This window comes from Ruegeria sp. BF10, assembly GCF_056538725.1.
Genome location: NZ_JBQFTR010000004.1, coordinates 241,659 through 258,733, shown reverse-complemented (window position 1 = coordinate 258,733; position 17,075 = coordinate 241,659). Strand labels below are relative to the sequence as shown.

Annotated in this window: 24 protein-coding genes; 9 read left to right on the top strand and 15 right to left on the bottom strand. The window is 58.9% G+C overall.

Annotated elements, in window-relative coordinates:
• Positions 1-39: 39 nt before the first annotated feature.
• Positions 40-861 (bottom strand): ABC transporter substrate-binding protein, encoded by an 822-nt coding sequence (locus ACR0DJ_RS16360; protein ID WP_257599829.1) that lies wholly within the window; start codon positions 859-861, stop codon positions 40-42.
• On the bottom strand, positions 858-1,835 hold the full coding sequence (gene pip / locus ACR0DJ_RS16355) for a prolyl aminopeptidase (RefSeq protein WP_480685650.1): 978 nt from the start codon (positions 1,833-1,835) through the stop codon (positions 858-860). Before pip ends, ACR0DJ_RS16360 begins: the two co-directional genes overlap by 4 nt.
• Before the next feature lie 48 nt (positions 1,836-1,883).
• Between pip and ubiG the strand changes: the two genes are divergently transcribed.
• A complete protein-coding gene (gene ubiG / locus ACR0DJ_RS16350) occupies positions 1,884-2,630 on the top strand; it encodes a bifunctional 2-polyprenyl-6-hydroxyphenol methylase/3-demethylubiquinol 3-O-methyltransferase UbiG (protein ID WP_257599827.1) in 747 nt (248 codons plus the stop codon).
• 10 nt (positions 2,631-2,640) lie between these two features.
• Positions 2,641-3,222, top strand: coding sequence for a hypothetical protein (locus ACR0DJ_RS16345; RefSeq protein ID WP_480685649.1), 582 nt, complete (start codon positions 2,641-2,643; stop codon positions 3,220-3,222).
• A gap of 100 nt (positions 3,223-3,322) precedes the next feature.
• Here the strand turns inward: ACR0DJ_RS16345 and ACR0DJ_RS16340 are convergent, their stop codons facing one another.
• The 4 genes from ACR0DJ_RS16340 to ACR0DJ_RS16325 are packed head-to-tail and all read right to left on the bottom strand — an operon-like array spanning position 3,323 to position 5,666.
• The gene (locus tag ACR0DJ_RS16340) at positions 3,323-3,763 is read right to left on the bottom strand and encodes a MarR family winged helix-turn-helix transcriptional regulator (protein WP_170345673.1); all 441 of its coding nucleotides are present in this window, start codon (positions 3,761-3,763) and stop codon (positions 3,323-3,325) included.
• Between the two features lie 12 nt (positions 3,764-3,775).
• Positions 3,776-4,606: a carbon-nitrogen hydrolase family protein gene (locus ACR0DJ_RS16335; RefSeq protein WP_425079368.1), complete on the bottom strand. Its 831-nt coding sequence runs from the start codon at positions 4,604-4,606 to the stop codon at positions 3,776-3,778.
• Positions 4,606-4,863 carry a glutaredoxin 3 gene (gene grxC, locus ACR0DJ_RS16330; protein ID WP_152459773.1) on the bottom strand — a complete coding sequence of 86 codons (258 nt, stop codon included), beginning with the start codon at positions 4,861-4,863 and terminating at the stop codon, positions 4,606-4,608. Before grxC ends, ACR0DJ_RS16335 begins: the two co-directional genes overlap by 1 nt.
• 38 nt (positions 4,864-4,901) lie before the next feature.
• Positions 4,902-5,666: a double zinc ribbon domain-containing protein gene (locus ACR0DJ_RS16325; protein ID WP_480685647.1), complete on the bottom strand. Its 765-nt coding sequence runs from the start codon at positions 5,664-5,666 to the stop codon at positions 4,902-4,904.
• Between ACR0DJ_RS16325 and ACR0DJ_RS16320 the strand changes: the two genes are divergently transcribed.
• Positions 5,647-6,477, top strand: a complete 831-nt coding sequence (locus ACR0DJ_RS16320) for a methyltransferase domain-containing protein (protein WP_480685645.1) — start codon at positions 5,647-5,649, stop codon at positions 6,475-6,477. The two genes, ACR0DJ_RS16325 and ACR0DJ_RS16320, sit on opposite strands and share 20 nt — an antisense overlap.
• Before the next feature lie 56 nt (positions 6,478-6,533).
• Positions 6,534-7,583 (top strand): ferrochelatase, encoded by a 1,050-nt coding sequence (gene hemH / locus ACR0DJ_RS16315; RefSeq protein ID WP_425079370.1) that lies wholly within the window; start codon positions 6,534-6,536, stop codon positions 7,581-7,583.
• 72 nt (positions 7,584-7,655) lie between these two features.
• Here the strand turns inward: hemH and ACR0DJ_RS16310 are convergent, their stop codons facing one another.
• Positions 7,656-7,838, bottom strand: a complete 183-nt coding sequence (locus tag ACR0DJ_RS16310; RefSeq protein WP_117870963.1) for a hypothetical protein — start codon at positions 7,836-7,838, stop codon at positions 7,656-7,658.
• 139 nt (positions 7,839-7,977) lie between these two features.
• Positions 7,978-8,577 carry a L,D-transpeptidase gene (locus ACR0DJ_RS16305; protein WP_170345678.1) on the bottom strand — a complete coding sequence of 200 codons (600 nt, stop codon included), beginning with the start codon at positions 8,575-8,577 and terminating at the stop codon, positions 7,978-7,980.
• Positions 8,578-8,746: 169 nt separating this feature from the next.
• Here ACR0DJ_RS16305 and dalA point away from each other — a divergent pair, with 169 nt between their 5' ends.
• Positions 8,747-9,262: a divisome-associated lipoprotein DalA gene (gene dalA / locus ACR0DJ_RS16300; RefSeq protein ID WP_425079371.1), complete on the top strand. Its 516-nt coding sequence runs from the start codon at positions 8,747-8,749 to the stop codon at positions 9,260-9,262.
• Positions 9,263-9,319: 57 nt separating this feature from the next.
• Here dalA and ptsN read toward each other — a convergent pair whose 3' ends face one another.
• The 7 genes from ptsN to ACR0DJ_RS16265 form a co-directional block, all read right to left on the bottom strand.
• Complete coding sequence (gene ptsN, locus ACR0DJ_RS16295; protein WP_117872900.1) at positions 9,320-9,784, bottom strand: PTS IIA-like nitrogen regulatory protein PtsN; 465 nt, start codon at positions 9,782-9,784, stop codon at positions 9,320-9,322.
• A 59-nt stretch (positions 9,785-9,843) separates the two neighbouring features.
• A complete protein-coding gene (gene hpf, locus ACR0DJ_RS16290; RefSeq protein WP_170345680.1) occupies positions 9,844-10,407 on the bottom strand; it encodes a ribosome hibernation-promoting factor, HPF/YfiA family in 564 nt (187 codons plus the stop codon).
• Between the two features lie 252 nt (positions 10,408-10,659).
• Complete coding sequence (gene lptB, locus ACR0DJ_RS16285) at positions 10,660-11,418, bottom strand: LPS export ABC transporter ATP-binding protein (protein WP_152459766.1); 759 nt, start codon at positions 11,416-11,418, stop codon at positions 10,660-10,662.
• Entirely contained in the window at positions 11,418-11,909 is a 492-nt protein-coding gene (locus ACR0DJ_RS16280; RefSeq protein ID WP_425079372.1) for an LptA/OstA family protein, read from the bottom strand. Before ACR0DJ_RS16280 ends, lptB begins: the two co-directional genes overlap by 1 nt.
• 3 nt (positions 11,910-11,912) lie before the next feature.
• On the bottom strand, positions 11,913-12,512 hold the full coding sequence (locus ACR0DJ_RS16275; protein ID WP_257599821.1) for an LPS export ABC transporter periplasmic protein LptC: 600 nt from the start codon (positions 12,510-12,512) through the stop codon (positions 11,913-11,915).
• Between the two features lie 11 nt (positions 12,513-12,523).
• Positions 12,524-13,492, bottom strand: a complete 969-nt coding sequence (locus tag ACR0DJ_RS16270) for a KpsF/GutQ family sugar-phosphate isomerase (protein WP_480685644.1) — start codon at positions 13,490-13,492, stop codon at positions 12,524-12,526.
• On the bottom strand, positions 13,489-14,103 hold the full coding sequence (locus ACR0DJ_RS16265; RefSeq protein WP_170345683.1) for a ribonuclease D: 615 nt from the start codon (positions 14,101-14,103) through the stop codon (positions 13,489-13,491). The genes ACR0DJ_RS16270 and ACR0DJ_RS16265 overlap by 4 nt, the downstream gene beginning before the upstream one ends.
• A 133-nt stretch (positions 14,104-14,236) precedes the next feature.
• On the opposite strand from ACR0DJ_RS16265, the gene ACR0DJ_RS16260 reads away from it, so the two are divergent.
• The 4 genes from ACR0DJ_RS16260 to ACR0DJ_RS16245 all read left to right on the top strand — a co-directional run bounded on the left by ACR0DJ_RS16260 (position 14,237) and on the right by ACR0DJ_RS16245 (position 17,070).
• Entirely contained in the window at positions 14,237-14,494 is a 258-nt protein-coding gene (locus ACR0DJ_RS16260; protein ID WP_170345684.1) for a metal-sensing transcriptional repressor, read from the top strand.
• A gap of 3 nt (positions 14,495-14,497) precedes the next feature.
• On the top strand, positions 14,498-15,817 hold the full coding sequence (locus tag ACR0DJ_RS16255; protein WP_170345685.1) for an MFS transporter: 1,320 nt from the start codon (positions 14,498-14,500) through the stop codon (positions 15,815-15,817).
• A 52-nt stretch (positions 15,818-15,869) separates the two neighbouring features.
• Positions 15,870-16,298, top strand: coding sequence for an Lrp/AsnC family transcriptional regulator (locus tag ACR0DJ_RS16250; protein WP_170345686.1), 429 nt, complete (start codon positions 15,870-15,872; stop codon positions 16,296-16,298).
• A gap of 73 nt (positions 16,299-16,371) precedes the next feature.
• Positions 16,372-17,070: a transglycosylase SLT domain-containing protein gene (locus tag ACR0DJ_RS16245; RefSeq protein WP_425079375.1), complete on the top strand. Its 699-nt coding sequence runs from the start codon at positions 16,372-16,374 to the stop codon at positions 17,068-17,070.
• Positions 17,071-17,075: the final 5 nt, after the last annotated feature.

The window sequence follows — 17,075 nt, the reverse complement described above, 5'->3', positions numbered from 1 at the left end:
GTCCGAGTCTGCAACCCCCAGCGGGATTCGCGATCGGATTTACACCATCCACCATCGTTCGGCGATGCGGCCATCGTCCAGTGCAGCGTTCCCGGCAATCTGCCGCGGCATCCCGACAGCATCCGAAACGGCGAGGGCCATGTCGGCCTCGGAGGGGTGGAACCGGACACCGCGCGTGCCTCGCATTCCGGCCCGATCCGGAAGCGCCGCGATATCGACATACCCGTCCCGCAGCGCCTCGGCCCGCACAGCCGGGTCCGGGATTACAATGATTTCGACCGCGTCAGCCCATCCGGCCTGACCATCCTTGTAATGCCCCTCGACACGGCGGCCCAGAAAATGGCGCCCATCCTCAGCCCGTTCGACACGATAGCAGCCGGTGCCGTTGGCGTTGCGCAACGGTGTTACGGTTTCACCGGCGCGCGCAACAACAAAGCGGCTGTCGGCCAGCAGGAAAGGCAATCCGGGATTTGCCTCGGCAAGTTCAAGCCGCAGGCGGTTGGGGGCAAGGGCCTCGGGCCTTCCGATTTCGGCCAAAACGGCCATGACATCGGCAATCTGCAAGGGTTCGCCATCGTGAAAGACCGCGTCATCACGCAAATCAAAGCTCCAGACCCGTGCGTCGGCGTCGGTTTGCCAGCCGGTCGCAAGCTCACCGCGCAAAGTACCATCCGGGGCGATTTCGGTCATTGTGTCGAAAACGGCTCCACGCGCCACTTGCTCGAGGCTGTCATCGCGCGGAACGGCCAGACGCAATGTCCCGCCTTTCTTGGGCGTCCCGGCAAGGGATGCTCCTGTCGCTGCCAGCAATGCAGCCGCGGCACCAGAGGCAAAGAGAGCACGGCGGTCAATCCGGGTCATGCGATACCCTCCGCCACACGATCCATGATCCGTACCAGCTCTGCGCTGATGCCCGGCTCTGACAATGCGTGCCCCGCCTGACGAACCATCTTCAACTCGGCATTCGGCCAGCGTTCGGCCAGCGACCATGCGGCCTGGGGCGGGCAGATCATGTCATAGCGCCCTTGCACGATATGGCCGGGGATATGCGCGATCCGGTCCATCTGATCCAGAATCTGCCCGTCCGTTTCCAGAAACGCCTTGTTGGTGAAATAGTGATTCTCGAGCCGCGCAAAGGTGCGCGCGTATTCGCCGGGGCTTTCGCCAACCGATCCGTTGGTGTGGATCGAGGCCAGCGCGTTTTCCCAATGCGACCAGGCCCGCGCGTACAGGATCTCTGTCGCACGATCGCCCGAGAACAGACGTTTGTTATAGGCGGCAATGGTGTCGTTCAGTTCAACCTCGGGCAGCAGCGAGGTGAACTTCTGCCATTGCTCGGGCCAGAACCGCCCGGCGCCGCCGCCATAGAACCAGTCAAGCTCGGCCTGAGTCGCCAGAAACACACCGCGCAACACCAACCGGCTGACCCGGTCGGGATGAGTCTGGGCATAGATCAACGCCAGAGTCGCACCCCAACTGCCACCAAATGCGATCCATTCTTCGATCTCGAACAGTTTGCGCAGCCGCTCTATGTCGGCCACCAGATGCCACGTCGTGTTGTCTTCGACCGAGGCGGTAGGGCGCGACCGGCCACATCCGCGCTGGTCAAACAGAATCACCCTGTAGGCCTGTGGATCGAAGTATCGCCTCATGGCCGGGCTGCACCCACCACCCGGCCCCCCGTGCAGGATCACGACGGGTATGCCGTCAGGATTGCCGCATTGTTCCACATAGATACGGTGCCCATCGCCCATATCGACCATCCGCTGATCGAAAGGGTCGATCGGCGGGTACAGATATTGAACTGCGCGCTTTTGGTCCGGGTACTTGTCCATTATGGCCCTATATAGTCCTTAAGCGTAAAAGAGCACACGGAGACAGGAATGCAAGCGCATCCGAACACGGTGGACCCGTCCGAGATCGCAAAATTCGAGGCGATGGCGGCTGAATGGTGGGACCCGCACGGAAAATTTAAACCATTGCACATGCTTAACCCGTGCCGACTGGATTATATCACGCAGCAGATCGCCGGTGAATTCGATCGCGACCTAAAGTCGCCGACGCCGTTCGAAGGCCTGCGCCTGCTGGATATCGGCTGCGGCGGCGGGCTGCTGAGCGAACCTATGGCGCGGCTCGGTGCTGACGTTGTGGGTGCCGACGCCGCCGAGGGCAACCTGCCCGTGGCCCGCATCCATGCCGAGCAATCGGGACTGCAAATCGACTATCGCCACACCACGGCCGAGGACATGGCCGCTGCGGGCGAGCAGTTCGATGTGGTGCTGAACATGGAAGTGGTCGAACATGTGGCTGATCCTCTGTCCTATCTGACCGCGACACAACAGTTGCTTAAGCCCGGCGGTTTGGAGATTTGTTCAACCATCAACCGCAACCCGAAATCCTATGCGATGGCGATTTTCGGGGCCGAGGTCGTCATGCGCTGGCTGCCGCGCGGCACGCATGAATGGAACAAGTTCATCACCCCGGATGAACTGTTCGACCTGCTGCGTCAGGCCGGGCTGGACCCGGTGGACCGCAAGGGGTTTGTCTTCAACCCGATCCTGTGGAGCTGGTCGATCTCGGACCGGGACTTGAGCGTGAATTACGTGACGGCGAGTGTGAAGCCGGGGTGAGGTAGGTTTTTTGATTCGATCTTTAAGTTACGCGCCGTGGCGCGCGGTATTTTTTGGTGCGGCAATTTCCGCTGCTACCTTGTTCGATAACACACGAGCCACAGCAGAAGAGAATGCGGGCGTGTTCGTGTACGAACATGAAGGCGTTCCGCTATTTGGCTACATTAGCGATCCTAAAGTCTCTGAGGCGACTCAGGAAATAGCAGATCGTTACTTGGGTTCGAACTCGAACAACTATGATCTGGTAAGGGCGTTGTATTTTTTCGTCTTTATTGACCCCGAGATAGTTTCGGATGGCAAGTTTGTGAAACCAGTCGAATTAGAACTGACGGAGGAGGCGACAGAACCATTTTCCAAACACGAACTCTCTGACGAAGGATGCAATGTAGGGAGAATATTCTCCACGAATGAAGAAGAAAAAGGAGAGTATTTGGTATGGCTTGTTCATGGTGGGCAATATGAGGGCAAAGAAGGAATTGAATCCTGCCTTCTTTTTGCGGCGGCGGCTTCGGCCGGAATTTGGTTGGCTGATCTTCCTGCTTTGCATCCCCGTGATTTACGGCAGCTTCTGGATAGAATGCTCTTAGAATGAAGTGGCCGTTTAGTCCGCGGCACATTGCATGAGCATCAAGCCTGCCAGCGCCCGACCACACCAGTCCTGGATCCACCTTGGGACAACGGTTCGCTGATCCCTACTCCCCCTCCAACTGCAACCGCAAATCCCGCAGTACTGGCAGGGCGCTGCGGACCCGCTCCAGCCCCAGCTCTCCGACCACGCGGTTGATCAGCGGTGCAATCGAGGAAATCGCCTGATCCCGCGCCCGTCGGCCTGCGGGGCTGATCGCCACCATCTTGCGGCGGGCGTCGTCCCAGTCGGGGCGGATGTGGATGTACCCGGACCATTCCAGCTTGGCCAAGGTGTTGGTCATCGCGCCTCGGGTCACGTGGAATGTGCTGGCCAGTTGCGCGGGGCTACGCTCGTCGCCGACAAAAACCAGATGATTCAGCACCGAGAAATGCGAAATTTCCATGCCCTTGGGCAGCACCCGGCTGAGCCGGTTACGCAACAACTGGTCTGCGGTCAGGATCTCGCTGAACAGCGTAACCGCAAGGGCATTGGTGTCTTCTGTCATTGTTCAGTTCTGTCAGGGTCCCGTGAAAGACCGGGTGTGTGTCAACGACGGCACGCGACGGCGCGCCTCTGTCACAGAACTATCATCCAAATCGAAAATGTGAATGCCCGGATCTGTCCCTGCGTCGATCAGCACCTTTCCCCAAGGGTCCACAACCATGCTGTGACCATGGGTAAAACGTGTCTTTCCACGCGTCGTCGGGTGTTCCCCCGTTTGTGCCGGAGCCAAGACCCAACAGCCCGTCTCGATCGCCCGGGCCCGCAACAGTGATTCCCAATGTGCGGCGCCCGTTACCGGTGAAAACGCCGCCGGCACAGTCAAAACCCGTGCGCCTGCCTGTGCCAAAGCCGCGTGCAGGTATGGAAACCGGATGTCGTAACAGATGGTCAGACCCACCTTGCCAAAGTCGGTCTCGGCTATGACCGCCTGTTCGCCGGGGCGGTAGTTTTTCGATTCGCGGAACGTCTCGGTTTCCGTGACCTGTACGTCGAACATATGGATCTTGTCGTAGCGCGCCACGATCTGACCTTGCGGATCGATCATGAAAGAGCGGTTGGCAAACCGCCCGTCAGCGTCATGAGTCTTGATCCCCAGTGATCCGATCAACACCCAAACGCCCAGTCGGGCGGCCTGATCCCGCAGGCCGGCCAAGGTGATGTCGTCTTCTTCGTGCTGAAGAACCTCGTGTTGCCGCGTCGTACTGTTTGACACGCAATTCGTGACCTCTGGCGTCAGGATAAACCGCGCCCCCTGCCCTGCCGCGTCGGCCGCCATGGCGCGCACCATGTCCAGGTTTTCGACCGGATCATCTGACGAGGTGATTTGCAGCAGCGCGGTCTTCATCAGGCCGCAAGCAGACGGTCAAGCTTGCCTTGCCGCTCCAGCTCGTAAAGGTCGTCGCAGCCGCCCACATGCTGTGTCCCGATGAAAATCTGAGGCACGGTGCGTTTGCCGCCTGCGCGCTGGATCATCTCGGGTTTGCGTTTGGGGTGCATCAGAATGTCAACTTCCTTGAACTCAACGCCTTTCTGCTTCAGCAGACGCTTGGCCGCGTGGCAAAAACCACAGAGCGGCGAGGTATAGATTTCTACGGGCTTCATGTTCCGGTCCCTTTGGATTTCGTGCAATCTTGGGCGAATTAGGCATTCTTGGCAACGCGCGCCAGTGCCAACACGAAAATATGATTTGCCCCTGCGGCCTGACACGCACGCGTGCACGCCGCCAACGTCGCGCCGGATGTCATCACGTCATCCACCAGCAGAATATCACGCCCCTTCAAATGCAGTGCCCGCCTTGGGTGGATGTCAATTGCGCCCTCCAGGGTCTCGCCCCTTTCCCGCGCGGTCTTTCCGTCCAGCACCGGGGTCCGCCGTTTGCGCACCAGCAGATCCGGCACGCAGTCCAATCCGGTTTCTCGCCCCAGGTTGCGTGCCAGCAGCGCAGACTGATTGTATCGCCGTTTCAGCAGGCGCGACCAATGCAACGGCACCGGAGCAATCACCATCCCGGGACGCAACAGCTCGCGTCCGGCCTGCGCCATCCAACGCGCAGCGGGGCGGGCCAGTTCGGTCCGGTCACCATGTTTCAAAGCCAGAACAAGTGACCGCGCCTTCCCATCATACATCAGCGCAGCGCGACCCGCTTTCCACGGCGGAGGGGTTTTCAGACAATCGTCGCACTCGGTCCGGAACCTGTCTGCGCTTCCGATCACTGGCACACCGCAGCTTTCACAAACCGTACCACCGATGAACGGCGTATCCCGCCAACACGCCCCACACAGGCCGAAATCGGATCCCGTCAGCTCTCCGCAACCCATGCATCGCGGCGGATAGATCAATGCAAGGGCAGTTTGAATCCGCCGCGCAATGCGATACTTGCGACCTATGAAACTGCCCGAGCCCACCGCATCCTCTCTTTTCGACCGTAACGCCATTCTGCATCATCGCGCCCGCGCGAAGGACGACGCCCTGTTCTTGCACCGCGCCGCCATTGATGAGGTTCAGGATCGGCTCTCCATGGTTAACAGAAGCTTTACGGCACCTGCGGTTGTGACCCCTTTCCCACAGCTTTGGGCAGACGTTTTTCCGGATGCCGCCATTGTCGCGGATGACGATGTGCTGTCACTGCAACCCGGTGCGCATGATCTGGCGGTTCATGCGATGGCGCTGCACTGCGCCAATGACCCGGTCGGCCAGCTGATCCAATGCAAAAGGGCTTTGAAGCCAGACGGGCTGGTGCTTGTCCTGTGCCTCGGGGGTGAGACCCTTCACGAATTGCGCGCCGCGCTGGGTCAGGCCGAAATCGAGGTCACGGGCGGGCTCAGCCCCCGAATCGCCCCCATGGCCGAGCTGCTCGATCTGGGTGGATTGCTGCAACGGGCCGGTCTGGCATTGCCAGTGGCCGATGCCGTACCGTTGACGGCAGAATACCGCGACATCTGGCACCTGATGCACGATCTGAGGGACATGGGTGAAACCAACGCTTTGGCTGCCCGGTTGAAATGCCCGACGCGACGCAGAGTGTTCGAAACCGCGCAGCGCGTCTATTCCGATCACTTTTCGACGGAAACAGGCCGCCTTGCCGCAACCTTCGAATTGATTTGCCTGACCGGTTGGTCCCCCGATGGCAGCCAACCAAAGCCGCTGCGCCCGGGGTCAGCCCAAATGCGTCTTGCAGATGCCTTGCGCACGGAAGAGGGCAAACTGCCGGATTGACGCGCAACCAAATCCCTTTATCTCAGGTCAGAACACGATAACTCAGGAATGCCCACATGTTTGATGCCACTCGCCCCGCTCATGCCCCTGCCGACCATCCGAAGGTCAAGATGGGCCGCGTTGGCATTTTGCTGGCCAATCTGGGCACGCCGGACGATTACACCTATTGGCCGATGCGCCGCTATCTGAACGAGTTCCTGTCGGATCAGCGGGTCATCGACTATCCGAAATGGAAATGGCAACCGATTCTTCAGGGGATCATCCTCAGCAAGCGGCCATTCAGTTCGGGTGAAGCCTACAAATCGATCTGGAATCACGAGAAGGGCGAAAGCCCGCTTATGACGATCACCAAGGACCAGACTGCCAAACTGCGCGACGCGATGCAGGATCGGTACGGGGATCAGGTGATGGTCGATTTCTGTATGCGCTACGGCAACCCGTCAACCAAATCCAAAGTGCGCGAGATGGTTGCCGAAGGCTGTGACCGTATTCTGTTCTTCCCGCTTTACCCACAATACGCGGGCGCAACCACGGCCACCGCCAATGACCAGTTCTTCCGCGCACTCATGGACGAAACCTGGCAGCCCGCCTCGCGAACCGTACCGGCCTATTTCGACCAACCCGCCTATATCGACGCCCTGGCGCAATCGGTTGAACGTGCTTATGCAGCGGCAGAGACAAAACCCGATATTCTGGTCTGCTCGTATCACGGGATGCCGGAACGGTATCTGCAACAGGGTGATCCCTATCATTGCCAGTGCGCCAAGACGACACGGCTGCTGAAGGAACGGCTGGGATGGTCAGACGATCAACTGGTTTCGACGTTCCAGTCGCGATTCGGCCCCGAGGAATGGCTGAAACCCTATACAGTGGATCATGTGGCGGATTTGGCCAAGCAGGGCAAAAAGAACATAGCGGTCATCGCGCCGGCATTCTCGGCCGACTGCATCGAAACGCTGGAAGAGATCAACGAAGAGATCAAGGAAAGCTTTGAAGACGCGGGCGGCGAAACCTTCACCTATATTCCATGCCTCAATGACGATGCGGCGCACATTGCTGCATTGGGCACGGTGATCGAAGAAAACTTGCGCGGCTGGCTGGACTGACCGGCACAGCCTTGGGAAAACAAAAAAGGCGGTGGATTGCTCCACCGCCTTTTTCATGAATTCCGTGTCGGATTAGCTTGCAGCAACAGCAGCAGCAACAACGACCAACAGGATCAGCGGCAGCAGGATGCCCTGCGACGAACCCTGAGTTTCTTCTACAACAACAGGTGCTTCAACAACCGGCTCTTCCAGGTTACCAGCATAAGCGGTCGAAGCAGCAGCAGTCAGAGCAGCAGCGAGAACGAGTTTCTTCATATTAACCTCCAGAATTTGCGCAGTTCCAATGCCCGGAACCGCACATCTAAGACTTACCTCGTGGTTTTTTCTAATCAGCATTGACGCTGGAATGCAATTGCAACTTGACCGCTAAGCGGGTTCCCACACGAAAATGTCGTCAAATTAGCAACACTTGCGTGCCGACCTTCGCCATCGAGAACAGCTCGGCAATGTCTTCGTTGAACAGACCGATACAGCCATTCGACGACCGGCGACCGATTTTGCGCGTATCGTGCGTTCCGTGAATGCGATAGTATTTCCAGCTCAGGTATAAAGCATGTGTTCCCAGCGGGTTATCCGGCCCCGGAGGGATATAGTCAGGCCATTCCGGATTTCGCTTTTTCATGGACGGAGTCGGAGACCAGCTGGGCCCTTCAACCTTTCTGATCACGCTGGTGCGCCCCCGGCGGGTCAGTTCCTCGGTCAGGGGAACCGATGAAGGGTAGAGTTTGTATATGGTTTGATCATCCGACCAATAGTGCAGCGCGCGCGATACGGTATCGACCAGAATGGCGCCGTTTCTGGTGTTCGAAAAATACGGCTGCCAATCCAGTGCCCGAAAACCCGATACGTTCCGGCGCACCGATGGCTCGGGTTCGGGTGCGGGACGCAGCGGATCACCGGGGGTGTACTGTGCCAGTGCGGGGGTTGCCAGCGTCGCGGTGGCCCCAGCCAGAAAACCCCTGCGTGTAGACGTTTGAATGCGCTTTTTGACCATGACAACGGGTCCTGTGTTCAAGTGAGGTCTGAAATCCGTGACATTCTATTGCCAGAATGCTTCAGTCGCAAATCAAACCGGCAGAATCACGCAAGTTAGGGCCATTGCGCGTTTGCTCAGAGCTGTCAGGCGCGCTATGCCCTGTAAAGACACAATAACCAGGTCGATCATGACGCGTATCCTTTCTTTACTTTTGATTTGCTTTGTCGCGCTGGCGGCATGTACAGACACCGGCACCACGACCATTGGTGCGGACGGCCGCCCGCTGCCCACGGTCTACAAAATTCGCGGCAACCCGGAAAAACTACAGTTCCGCATGGTTGATTCGGTCAACGCCCTGCGTCAGGCCCAGGGATTGCAGCCTGTCCAGCTGAACGCGCAGTTGAACGCGGCGGCGGCGACCCATTCCAAGGACATGGCAAGGCAGAACCGGCCCTGGCACTTTGGGTCCGACGGTTCTTCTCCGATCGATCGGGCTGCACGGGTCGGATATTTCGGCACATTCCTCGGTGAAGCCATTTCCGAGACCTACGAAACCGAAACCGAAACCCTTGCTGCTTGGATGCAGGAACCCGGACCGCGCGCCGTCATCATGGACCCCAAGGCCACGCAGATGGGGTTCGCCTGGCATCAGGAAAAAGGCGGGAAAATCTGGTGGACGCTGGAAATGGGAACCGGCGGTTGATCCCGATCACCGCTTACACAGAAAAAGCCCCCGGATTTCGGGGGCTTTTTTTTCAGTTTACGCTGCTTGCATGGACTGCGCTTCGGTCAAGATCGCATAGAGTTTGACCGGATCAGGGTTCGCCCGAAGCTTGGTGCACACCGAAGTATCCCGCAGCGTGCGCGACACAAGCGCCAGCGCCTTGAGATGATCCACGCCGGCCTCTTCCGGTGCAAACAGTGCAAAGGCGATGTCGACGGGTTGACGATCAACCGACCCAAAGTCGATGGGCTTTTCCAGCATGACGAATACGCCCGAAACCGAATCCAGCTCGGGCAAACGCGCGTGCGGAAGCGCAACGCCATGCCCCACACCGGTCGGGCCCAGGCTTTCCCGTTCAAGCAGACAGTCAACGACCGCCTGAGAGTCGAGCCCCAGATTGGCGGCTGCTACATCGCCGATTTCCTGAAACAACCGCTTCTTGCTGGAAGCGGCGGATAGTACACGCACTGCTTCGGGCTTCAGTATGCTCGAAAGCTCCATGATCACGCTCCATGGGAACGGCACCCGCCTCGGCGGGTGCGGCCCCGTGTCCTTGCCTGTTAAGGATCAATCCAGCCGATGTTACCGTCTTCGCGACGATACACGACGTTCAATCCATCCTTGTTCTCATTTCTGAACACCAGCACCGGGGCACCGGCAAGTTCCATTTGCATCACGGCTTCACCAACGCTCAAAGACGGGATTTTAGTTTCCATCTCAGCCACAATCATGGGCTGTAGCGATTCGGGTTCATCGGCCGTGTCCGATTCGTCAGAGGCGAGGATATAAGAGGACGCCCCAAAGAGTTCAACCGGCTCGGATCGATCCTTGTGGTGGTCCTTCAAACGACGTTTGTAGCGCCGCAGTTGTGTTTCCATTTTGTCGCAGCATGCCTCGAACGCTGCATAGATTTCGGTTGCATGCGCCTTGGCCTGAGCGGTCAGCCCGGTGGACAGGTGCACTGTTGTTTCGCATACATATTCATGCGCTGAACGGGAAAAGACGACGTTGGCATCGGTAGGCCGCTGAGCATATTTACTCACAACCTCGCCCAATTCGGTCTGCACGTGAGTCTGAAGCGCCGCACCGATGTCGATCTGTTTTCCGCTGATTTGGTAACGCATGTGATCTCCTTCACAATTCACACCCATTCTGACGTCACGTTGCGTGACGAACTTGTTTTTATCGGGTGGGGGGTCGAGGCACTTTCCGCGGTTGTCTTAACTCCAGCCCTTCAACGAAGGGACAACGATCTCCAGACTGAAACCGGGTAAATGCCATGGGACAATTGAGGCAAGAGACGACGGAAGAGTCAATCAAAACAGATGTGTATATACGCGATTTCCGCCATGCACCCGACGCAGACCAGAGCAAGCCTATGAAATACGGAAGTTTTCGCCCAGATAGACACGGCGGACATTCTCGTTCTCGACGACCTCGTCAGGTGTGCCGGACATCAGAACCTGCCCGTCATGCAGGATGTAAGCGCGATCGACAATTTCCAGCGTTTCCCGCACGTTATGGTCGGTGATCAGAACACCGATCCCCCGTTTTTTCAGGTCGGCCACCAGATGCCGGATATCGCCGACGCTGATCGGATCAACACCCGCAAATGGTTCGTCCAGCAAAAGATATTTCGGGTCTGCGGCCAAACATCGCGCTATCTCAACGCGGCGGCGCTCACCGCCGGAAAGGGCAAGAGCCGGCGCGCGGCGCAGATGTTCGATCGAGAAGTCCGACAACAGCTCTTCCAGCCGTTCTTTCCGCCTGTGAGCATGAGGAACCGTGATATCCAGTACCGCAGCGATATTGTCCTCGACGCTCATGCCGCGAAAGATCGACATTTCCTGCGGCAGATAACCGATTCCCATTCGCGCACGCCGGTACATCGGCAAAGTCGTAACATTCTGGCCATCTATCGTGACTTTGCCGGCCTCCGGGAAAACAAGCCCTGCCACGGAATAAAAAGTCGTGGTCTTACCCGACCCGTTGGGTCCCAACAGGGCAACGACTTCGGACCGGTCCAGCGTCATCGAGACATCGCGGATCACCGTTTTCTTACGGTAGGATTTCCGCAGCTTCTCGATGCGCAGCCCGGAATTGCCTTCGGCCACTGACAGGTCGGGTCGCGCCATCAGTTGTTTCCCTGTTGAAGGATCGTTTTGACGCGCCCGGTCATGGTCGCTGTGCCGGTTGTCAGATTGGCGTTCATCTGATCGCCGCTGATGATGCTGGGGCCTTGCGTCAGCAGGACGTTACCCTTCATGACGATCACACCGGAATCGATCGTGTATTCTGCCCAATCGCCCTCTGCCGCATCCGGCGGGCTGACCAGAACTACATTCTCGGTGGCTTCCATCCGTTCAATCGCCGATCGTTCCTCGTTGTAGATCACAAGAACCCGTTCAGCGGTCAGCCGCATTTCGCCCTGGATGACGACGACATTTCCGAGGAATTCGGCAGAACCGTCCTCTTGGTTGACGTTCAACGTTTCGGACGTGACCTCGACCGGAAGGCTTGGGTCGGCATTTGCAGAACCAAAAGCCACCTGCGCCTCCTGCGCAGTCGCGGTTACGGCACCTGCAACCAGAGCAAGGCACAAAGGAACAAAACGAAAATCGAACACAGGTTATCTTTCTGCTTTTTCAGGCTCGTATACCAGCTTCACGCCGTCTGTAAAAACAATATGGACCGGTCCGTCCTTTTTTTCAGCCCCGAAGGTCATGCGTCCGGCGGAAAAGTTGCCGATCGGCCCGGTTCCATTTACCTGCCCCGGCGTGTCGCCCCGGATTTCGTCCAGCGACGTGTTGAGCAGATCCGTTGTGACCTTTAGACCGTCGGCGGTTGTAATCACCACGTCGCCGACAAAAGTTGCCGTGCCCTCATCAGGGCGGATCAAACCTGAATTGGAATCCAGAAATATCGCTCCACCGCTGAGAAGCCCCAGACGGCCCCGAAATTCGGATGCGGTCGGAGTCTCGTCTTCGCCGCCCTGCTTGGCTTGGATGGCTTCGATCTGGACATCTTCGCCTTTGCGGGTTGTCCCGCGATATTTCGGCTGTGTGACCACCTGCTGCGCCAGCCGCTCGTCAATGTCTTTCTCTGCAAATGGCACCGATACGTTGGTTTCGATGCTGCGGGACAGCAGGAACACGGTGGACAGCATCAGAATGGCCGCAAGCGGCAACAGAACCTTCAGGAACTGTACCATGCGGGAATACCTGTCCACTTCAGCCTCCCTCAGCCCAGGCCGACGCGCAGGCAGTCGTGGATATGCAGAAGGCCCAGGGGCTGACCTGATGAAGCCTCGTCAACCACGAACAGCGAAGTGATCTTGCGATCATTCATGATCGCCACCGCCTCTTCCGCCAATGCGCCCGGTGTTATGGTGGTCGGATTGGCGGTCATGACCTGCTCGGTCGTTTTATCCAGCAGGCCATCCATGTGCCGCCGCAAGTCACCGTCCGTAATGATGCCCGACAAATACCCCTGCGCATCCGTTACACCGGCCACGCCGAAACCCTTTTGGCTGATTTCGATCAACGCGTCGCTCATCGGGGTGTTCGCGGCGACCAGAGGCAGGGCGTCGCCGGTATGCATCAGGTCACCCACCGTACTCAGCCGCGCTCCCAATTTGCCGCCGGGGTGGAAGGCACGGAAATCCTCGGGGCGAAAATCGCGATACTTCATCAGCGCAATGGCCAGCGCATCGCCCATGGCAAGGGTCAGCGTCGTCGAGATCGAAGGCACCATGCCATAACCGCAGGCCTCGCCCATCGACGGGATCAGCAGATGCACATCGGCCTGTTTCATCAACGTGCTTTCTGGCTTGCTGGATAGCCCGATCAGCGGAATGCCAAAGCGGCGCGTAAAGGCCAGCAGGTTGGCCAGCTCGGGCGCTTCGCCGGAATTCGAAATCGCCAGCACCACATCGCCTTTGGAAACCATGCCCAGATCGCCATGGCTGGCCTCGGCCGGGTGCACGAAATAGGCAGGCGTTCCGGTACTTGCCAGAGTGGCGGCAATCTTGTGGCCGATATGGCCCGATTTGCCGATGCCACTGATGATGATACGCCCGGTGGCTTTCAGGATCAGATGCACGGCCTCGGCAAAATGTTCGTCAAGGCTGTCGGCCAGAACGTCCAGCGCACGGGCTTCATCGGTGACGACCTGGCGGGCGGTTCTCAGGAATGCTTCGGTATCGGTCATGAGTGCGCAAAAATATCCGTTTCGGGCCAACCGGCGAGGTCCAGCTTCGCACGCATCGGCAGGAAGTCAAAACAGGCCTGCGCCATCTCGGCCCGACCCTCGCGCGCCAGCCGCTTGTTCAACTCGTCCCGCAGGCGGTGCAGATAAAGAACGTCCGAGGCCGCATAGTCCAGCTGCGCATCCGTCAGGGTTTCAGCACCCCAATCGCTCATCTGCTGTTGTTTCGAGATATCCACGCCAATCAGTTCCTGACACAGGTTCTTCAACCCGTGACGGTCGGTGTATGTGCGCACCAGCCGGCTGGCGATCTTGGTGCAGTAAACCGGTGCGGCCAGGGCGCCAAAGGTGTGATACATCGCGGCAATGTCAAAACGCCCGAAATGAAACAGCTTCAGCACGTCAGGGTTTTCCAGCATGGCACTCAGGTTCGGCGCCTCGGTCTGGCCTTTTTCCACCTGAACGATATGGCTGTTTCCGTCACCACCTGACATCTGAATCACGCACAGGCGATCGCGATGCGGGTTCAGCCCCATGGTTTCACAGTCAATGGCCACAACCGGGCCCAGATCCAGCCCATCCGGCAGATCGTTTTTGTACAAATGGTTCGCCACGCGACTATTCCTTTGTGCGATATCGCCCCCGAGATAGGCGGTTTGGCCCCCAAACTCAACGCCGTCCAAAAGTCGCGGGCCATTCGATGCCAAATCCTTGACCATATCCCCATCGGGGGGATATGGATAAGCCATGTCAAATCACGCCCACGAGTCACATCCACAGATCATGGCCCGGCTGAAGCGGGCCCATGGGCATCTGGCCAAGGTCATTGCCATGCTCGAGGGGCAAGCCCCCTGTTCGGACGTCGCACAACAGTTGTTTGCTGTTGAAAAGGCTGTCACCAATGCCAAACGCGCTTTGATTCATGATCATATCGAACACTGCCTGTCCTCTGACGACGATGGCAGCGGGATCGCAGATTTCAAAGCGATCACAAAGTACCTCTGAGCCATGCTGAGCATTCTGAGAAACCGCACCTACCGCCACCTGTTCGCGGCCCAGATCGTCGCCCTGACCGGAACCGGGCTGGCCACGGTTGCACTGGGGCTGCTCGCCTTTGATCTGGCCGGGAATGCCGCGGGCCTTGTCCTTGGCACCGCGCTGACGATCAAGATGGTGGCTTACGTCACCGTTGCCCCACTCGCCGCTGCATTTGCCGAGCGTCTGGATCGTCGCAAGATGCTGGTCGTGCTGGACCTGATCCGCGCTGCGGTGGCAGTGTGCCTGCCGTTCGTGACCGAAGTCTGGCAGATCTACGTGCTGATCTTCGTGCTGCAATCTGCGTCGGCGGGCTTTACGCCCGCCTTTCAGGCCACGATTCCGGACGTGCTGCCGGACGAAGCTGAATACACGCGTGCCTTGTCGCTGTCGCGCCTGGCCTACGATATGGAAAGTCTGCTGAGCCCGATGTTCGCCGCCGCATTGCTGCTGCTGGTCAGCTTCAACAGCCTGTTCTGGGGTACTGCGCTGGGTTTTGTCGCATCGGCAATGCTGGTTGTCTCGGTCGTGCTTCCGTCACCCAAGCCAAGCCGGCCCCGCGGCATCTATGACCGCACCACACGCGGCATACGTATCTATCTGAAAACACCCCGGTTGCGCGGGCTGCTTGCACTCAGCTGGAGCGCGGCGGCACTGAGCTCGATGGTGATCGTGAACACCGTGGTCATCGTGCGTGCCAATCTGGGCCTGTCGGAAAGCGCCGTGGCCATTGCCCTGGCCGGCTTCGGGGGCGGATCGATGCTGGCGGCCTTTACCTTGCCCCGCCTTCTGGATCGGATCGAGGACCGTCGGGTCATGGTCGCGGGCGCCGTTTTTGCCACTGGTTCCATGGCCGTCGCCGCGATGCTGGCCGCAATTGCTCCTCTGTCGCTCGGGTTGCTGACCGCGTTGTGGGCATTCACCGGTTTCGGATATTCCACCACCCTGACACCCTCGGGCCGCCTTTTGACCCGGTCGGCCCACCCCGAGGATCGCCCTGCCGTCTTCGCCGCACAGTTTACCCTTTCGCATGGCTGCTGGCTGGTTCTTTACCCGCTGGCAGGGTGGCTGATGACCGTGTTTGGTCCGACCGTCACACTCAGCAGCATGGCGACGCTGTCCGTGGCCGGCGTCGTCGGTGCAATCGGCCTTTGGCCGCGCCTCGACCAGGAACCGATCACCCATGATCACCCCGACCTGCCGCCCGATCACCCACATCTGGCCGGGCCAGGCCCGCACGCGCATCCGATCATCATCGACGATCTGCACCCGCGCATCCCGCGCGAACCCTGAGCGGGCGCTTCGATCTGATCTCAACCCGGAATGACCACGAACCAGAGCCCCAATGGACCAGCTTGACCGCCGCATCATCACCGCCCTGCAAGCCAACGCACGCGCCTCGACCACGCAGATTGCGACCACGCTGGGTGTTGCCCGGACAACCGTGCACGAGCGAATAAACCGGATGGAACAGCGTGGCCTGATCGAAGGATATTCCGTGCGCCTCGGGTCCACCGAAGACACGCCGAAAGTGCAGGTCATCGTCATGCTTGAAGTGCAGCAAAAGGAAACCAGCCGGATCATCAGGCGGCTCGAAGCCTACCCCGAGGTCAAGCTATGCCTGTCGATCAACGGAGAGTTCGATCTTATGCTGTCGGCGGAGGCGCCCAGGCTGGAGGATCTGGACATTCTGGTCGACGACCTGGCGAAGATCCCCGGTGTCCTGCGCACCAATACCAGCGTCGTGTTCGGGCGCAGGATAGATCGAAATTGAAGCGGCGATAACTCTCTGTAAACCGATCGTTGGCTAGCTTGGCCGGGACAGATCAGAATCCCGGACCGGCAGAATGCCAAATCAGAAGTTCCCGCTGTTACTCATGTTGGTGCATGTGCTTTTGGCGCAGGCAGGGTTTGCCATGCCAGATGCCAAAACCGGTGACCTGTGCGATCAGGCCGCGCGCCGCGCCGCTTTGTCCGAAGGCGTGCCCCTGGACGTGCTGCGCGCCATCTCGCGCGTTGAAACCGGGCGCAGGCTGGACGGCCGGTTGCAGCCCTGGCCCTGGACGATCAATGTCGGCGGTCAGGGGTACTGGTTCAAGTCCGAGGTCGAAGCCAAGGCCTATGCGTTCAAAATCTTTAAAACCGGCGCACGCAGCTTTGATGTGGGCTGTTTTCAGATCAATTATCGCTGGCACGGCAAAGCCTTCCGTTCGATAGACGCGATGTTCGATCCAGATGAGAATGCAACCTACGCCGCCCGGTTCCTGAACGAACTCCATGCCGAGCTTGGATCGTGGCCCGCGGCAGCGGGGGCTTACCATTCCCGCACATCACCCCTTGCCGAAGCTTACAAAGAGCGGTTTCAAACGGTGCTGGCACAGCTCGAAGGGGGCCCCCGAACCCGGGTTGCGGCCACAACTCGGGATCCGTTCACCGGGGCCGGACTCCCCTTGATCCCCATTCCGGCGGCATCGCCCCGGACCGGCGCGCTTGGGTCTCTGGTGCCAGCCGCAGGTGCCGCAACAGCGTTTATCGCCTTCAATTAGGAGTT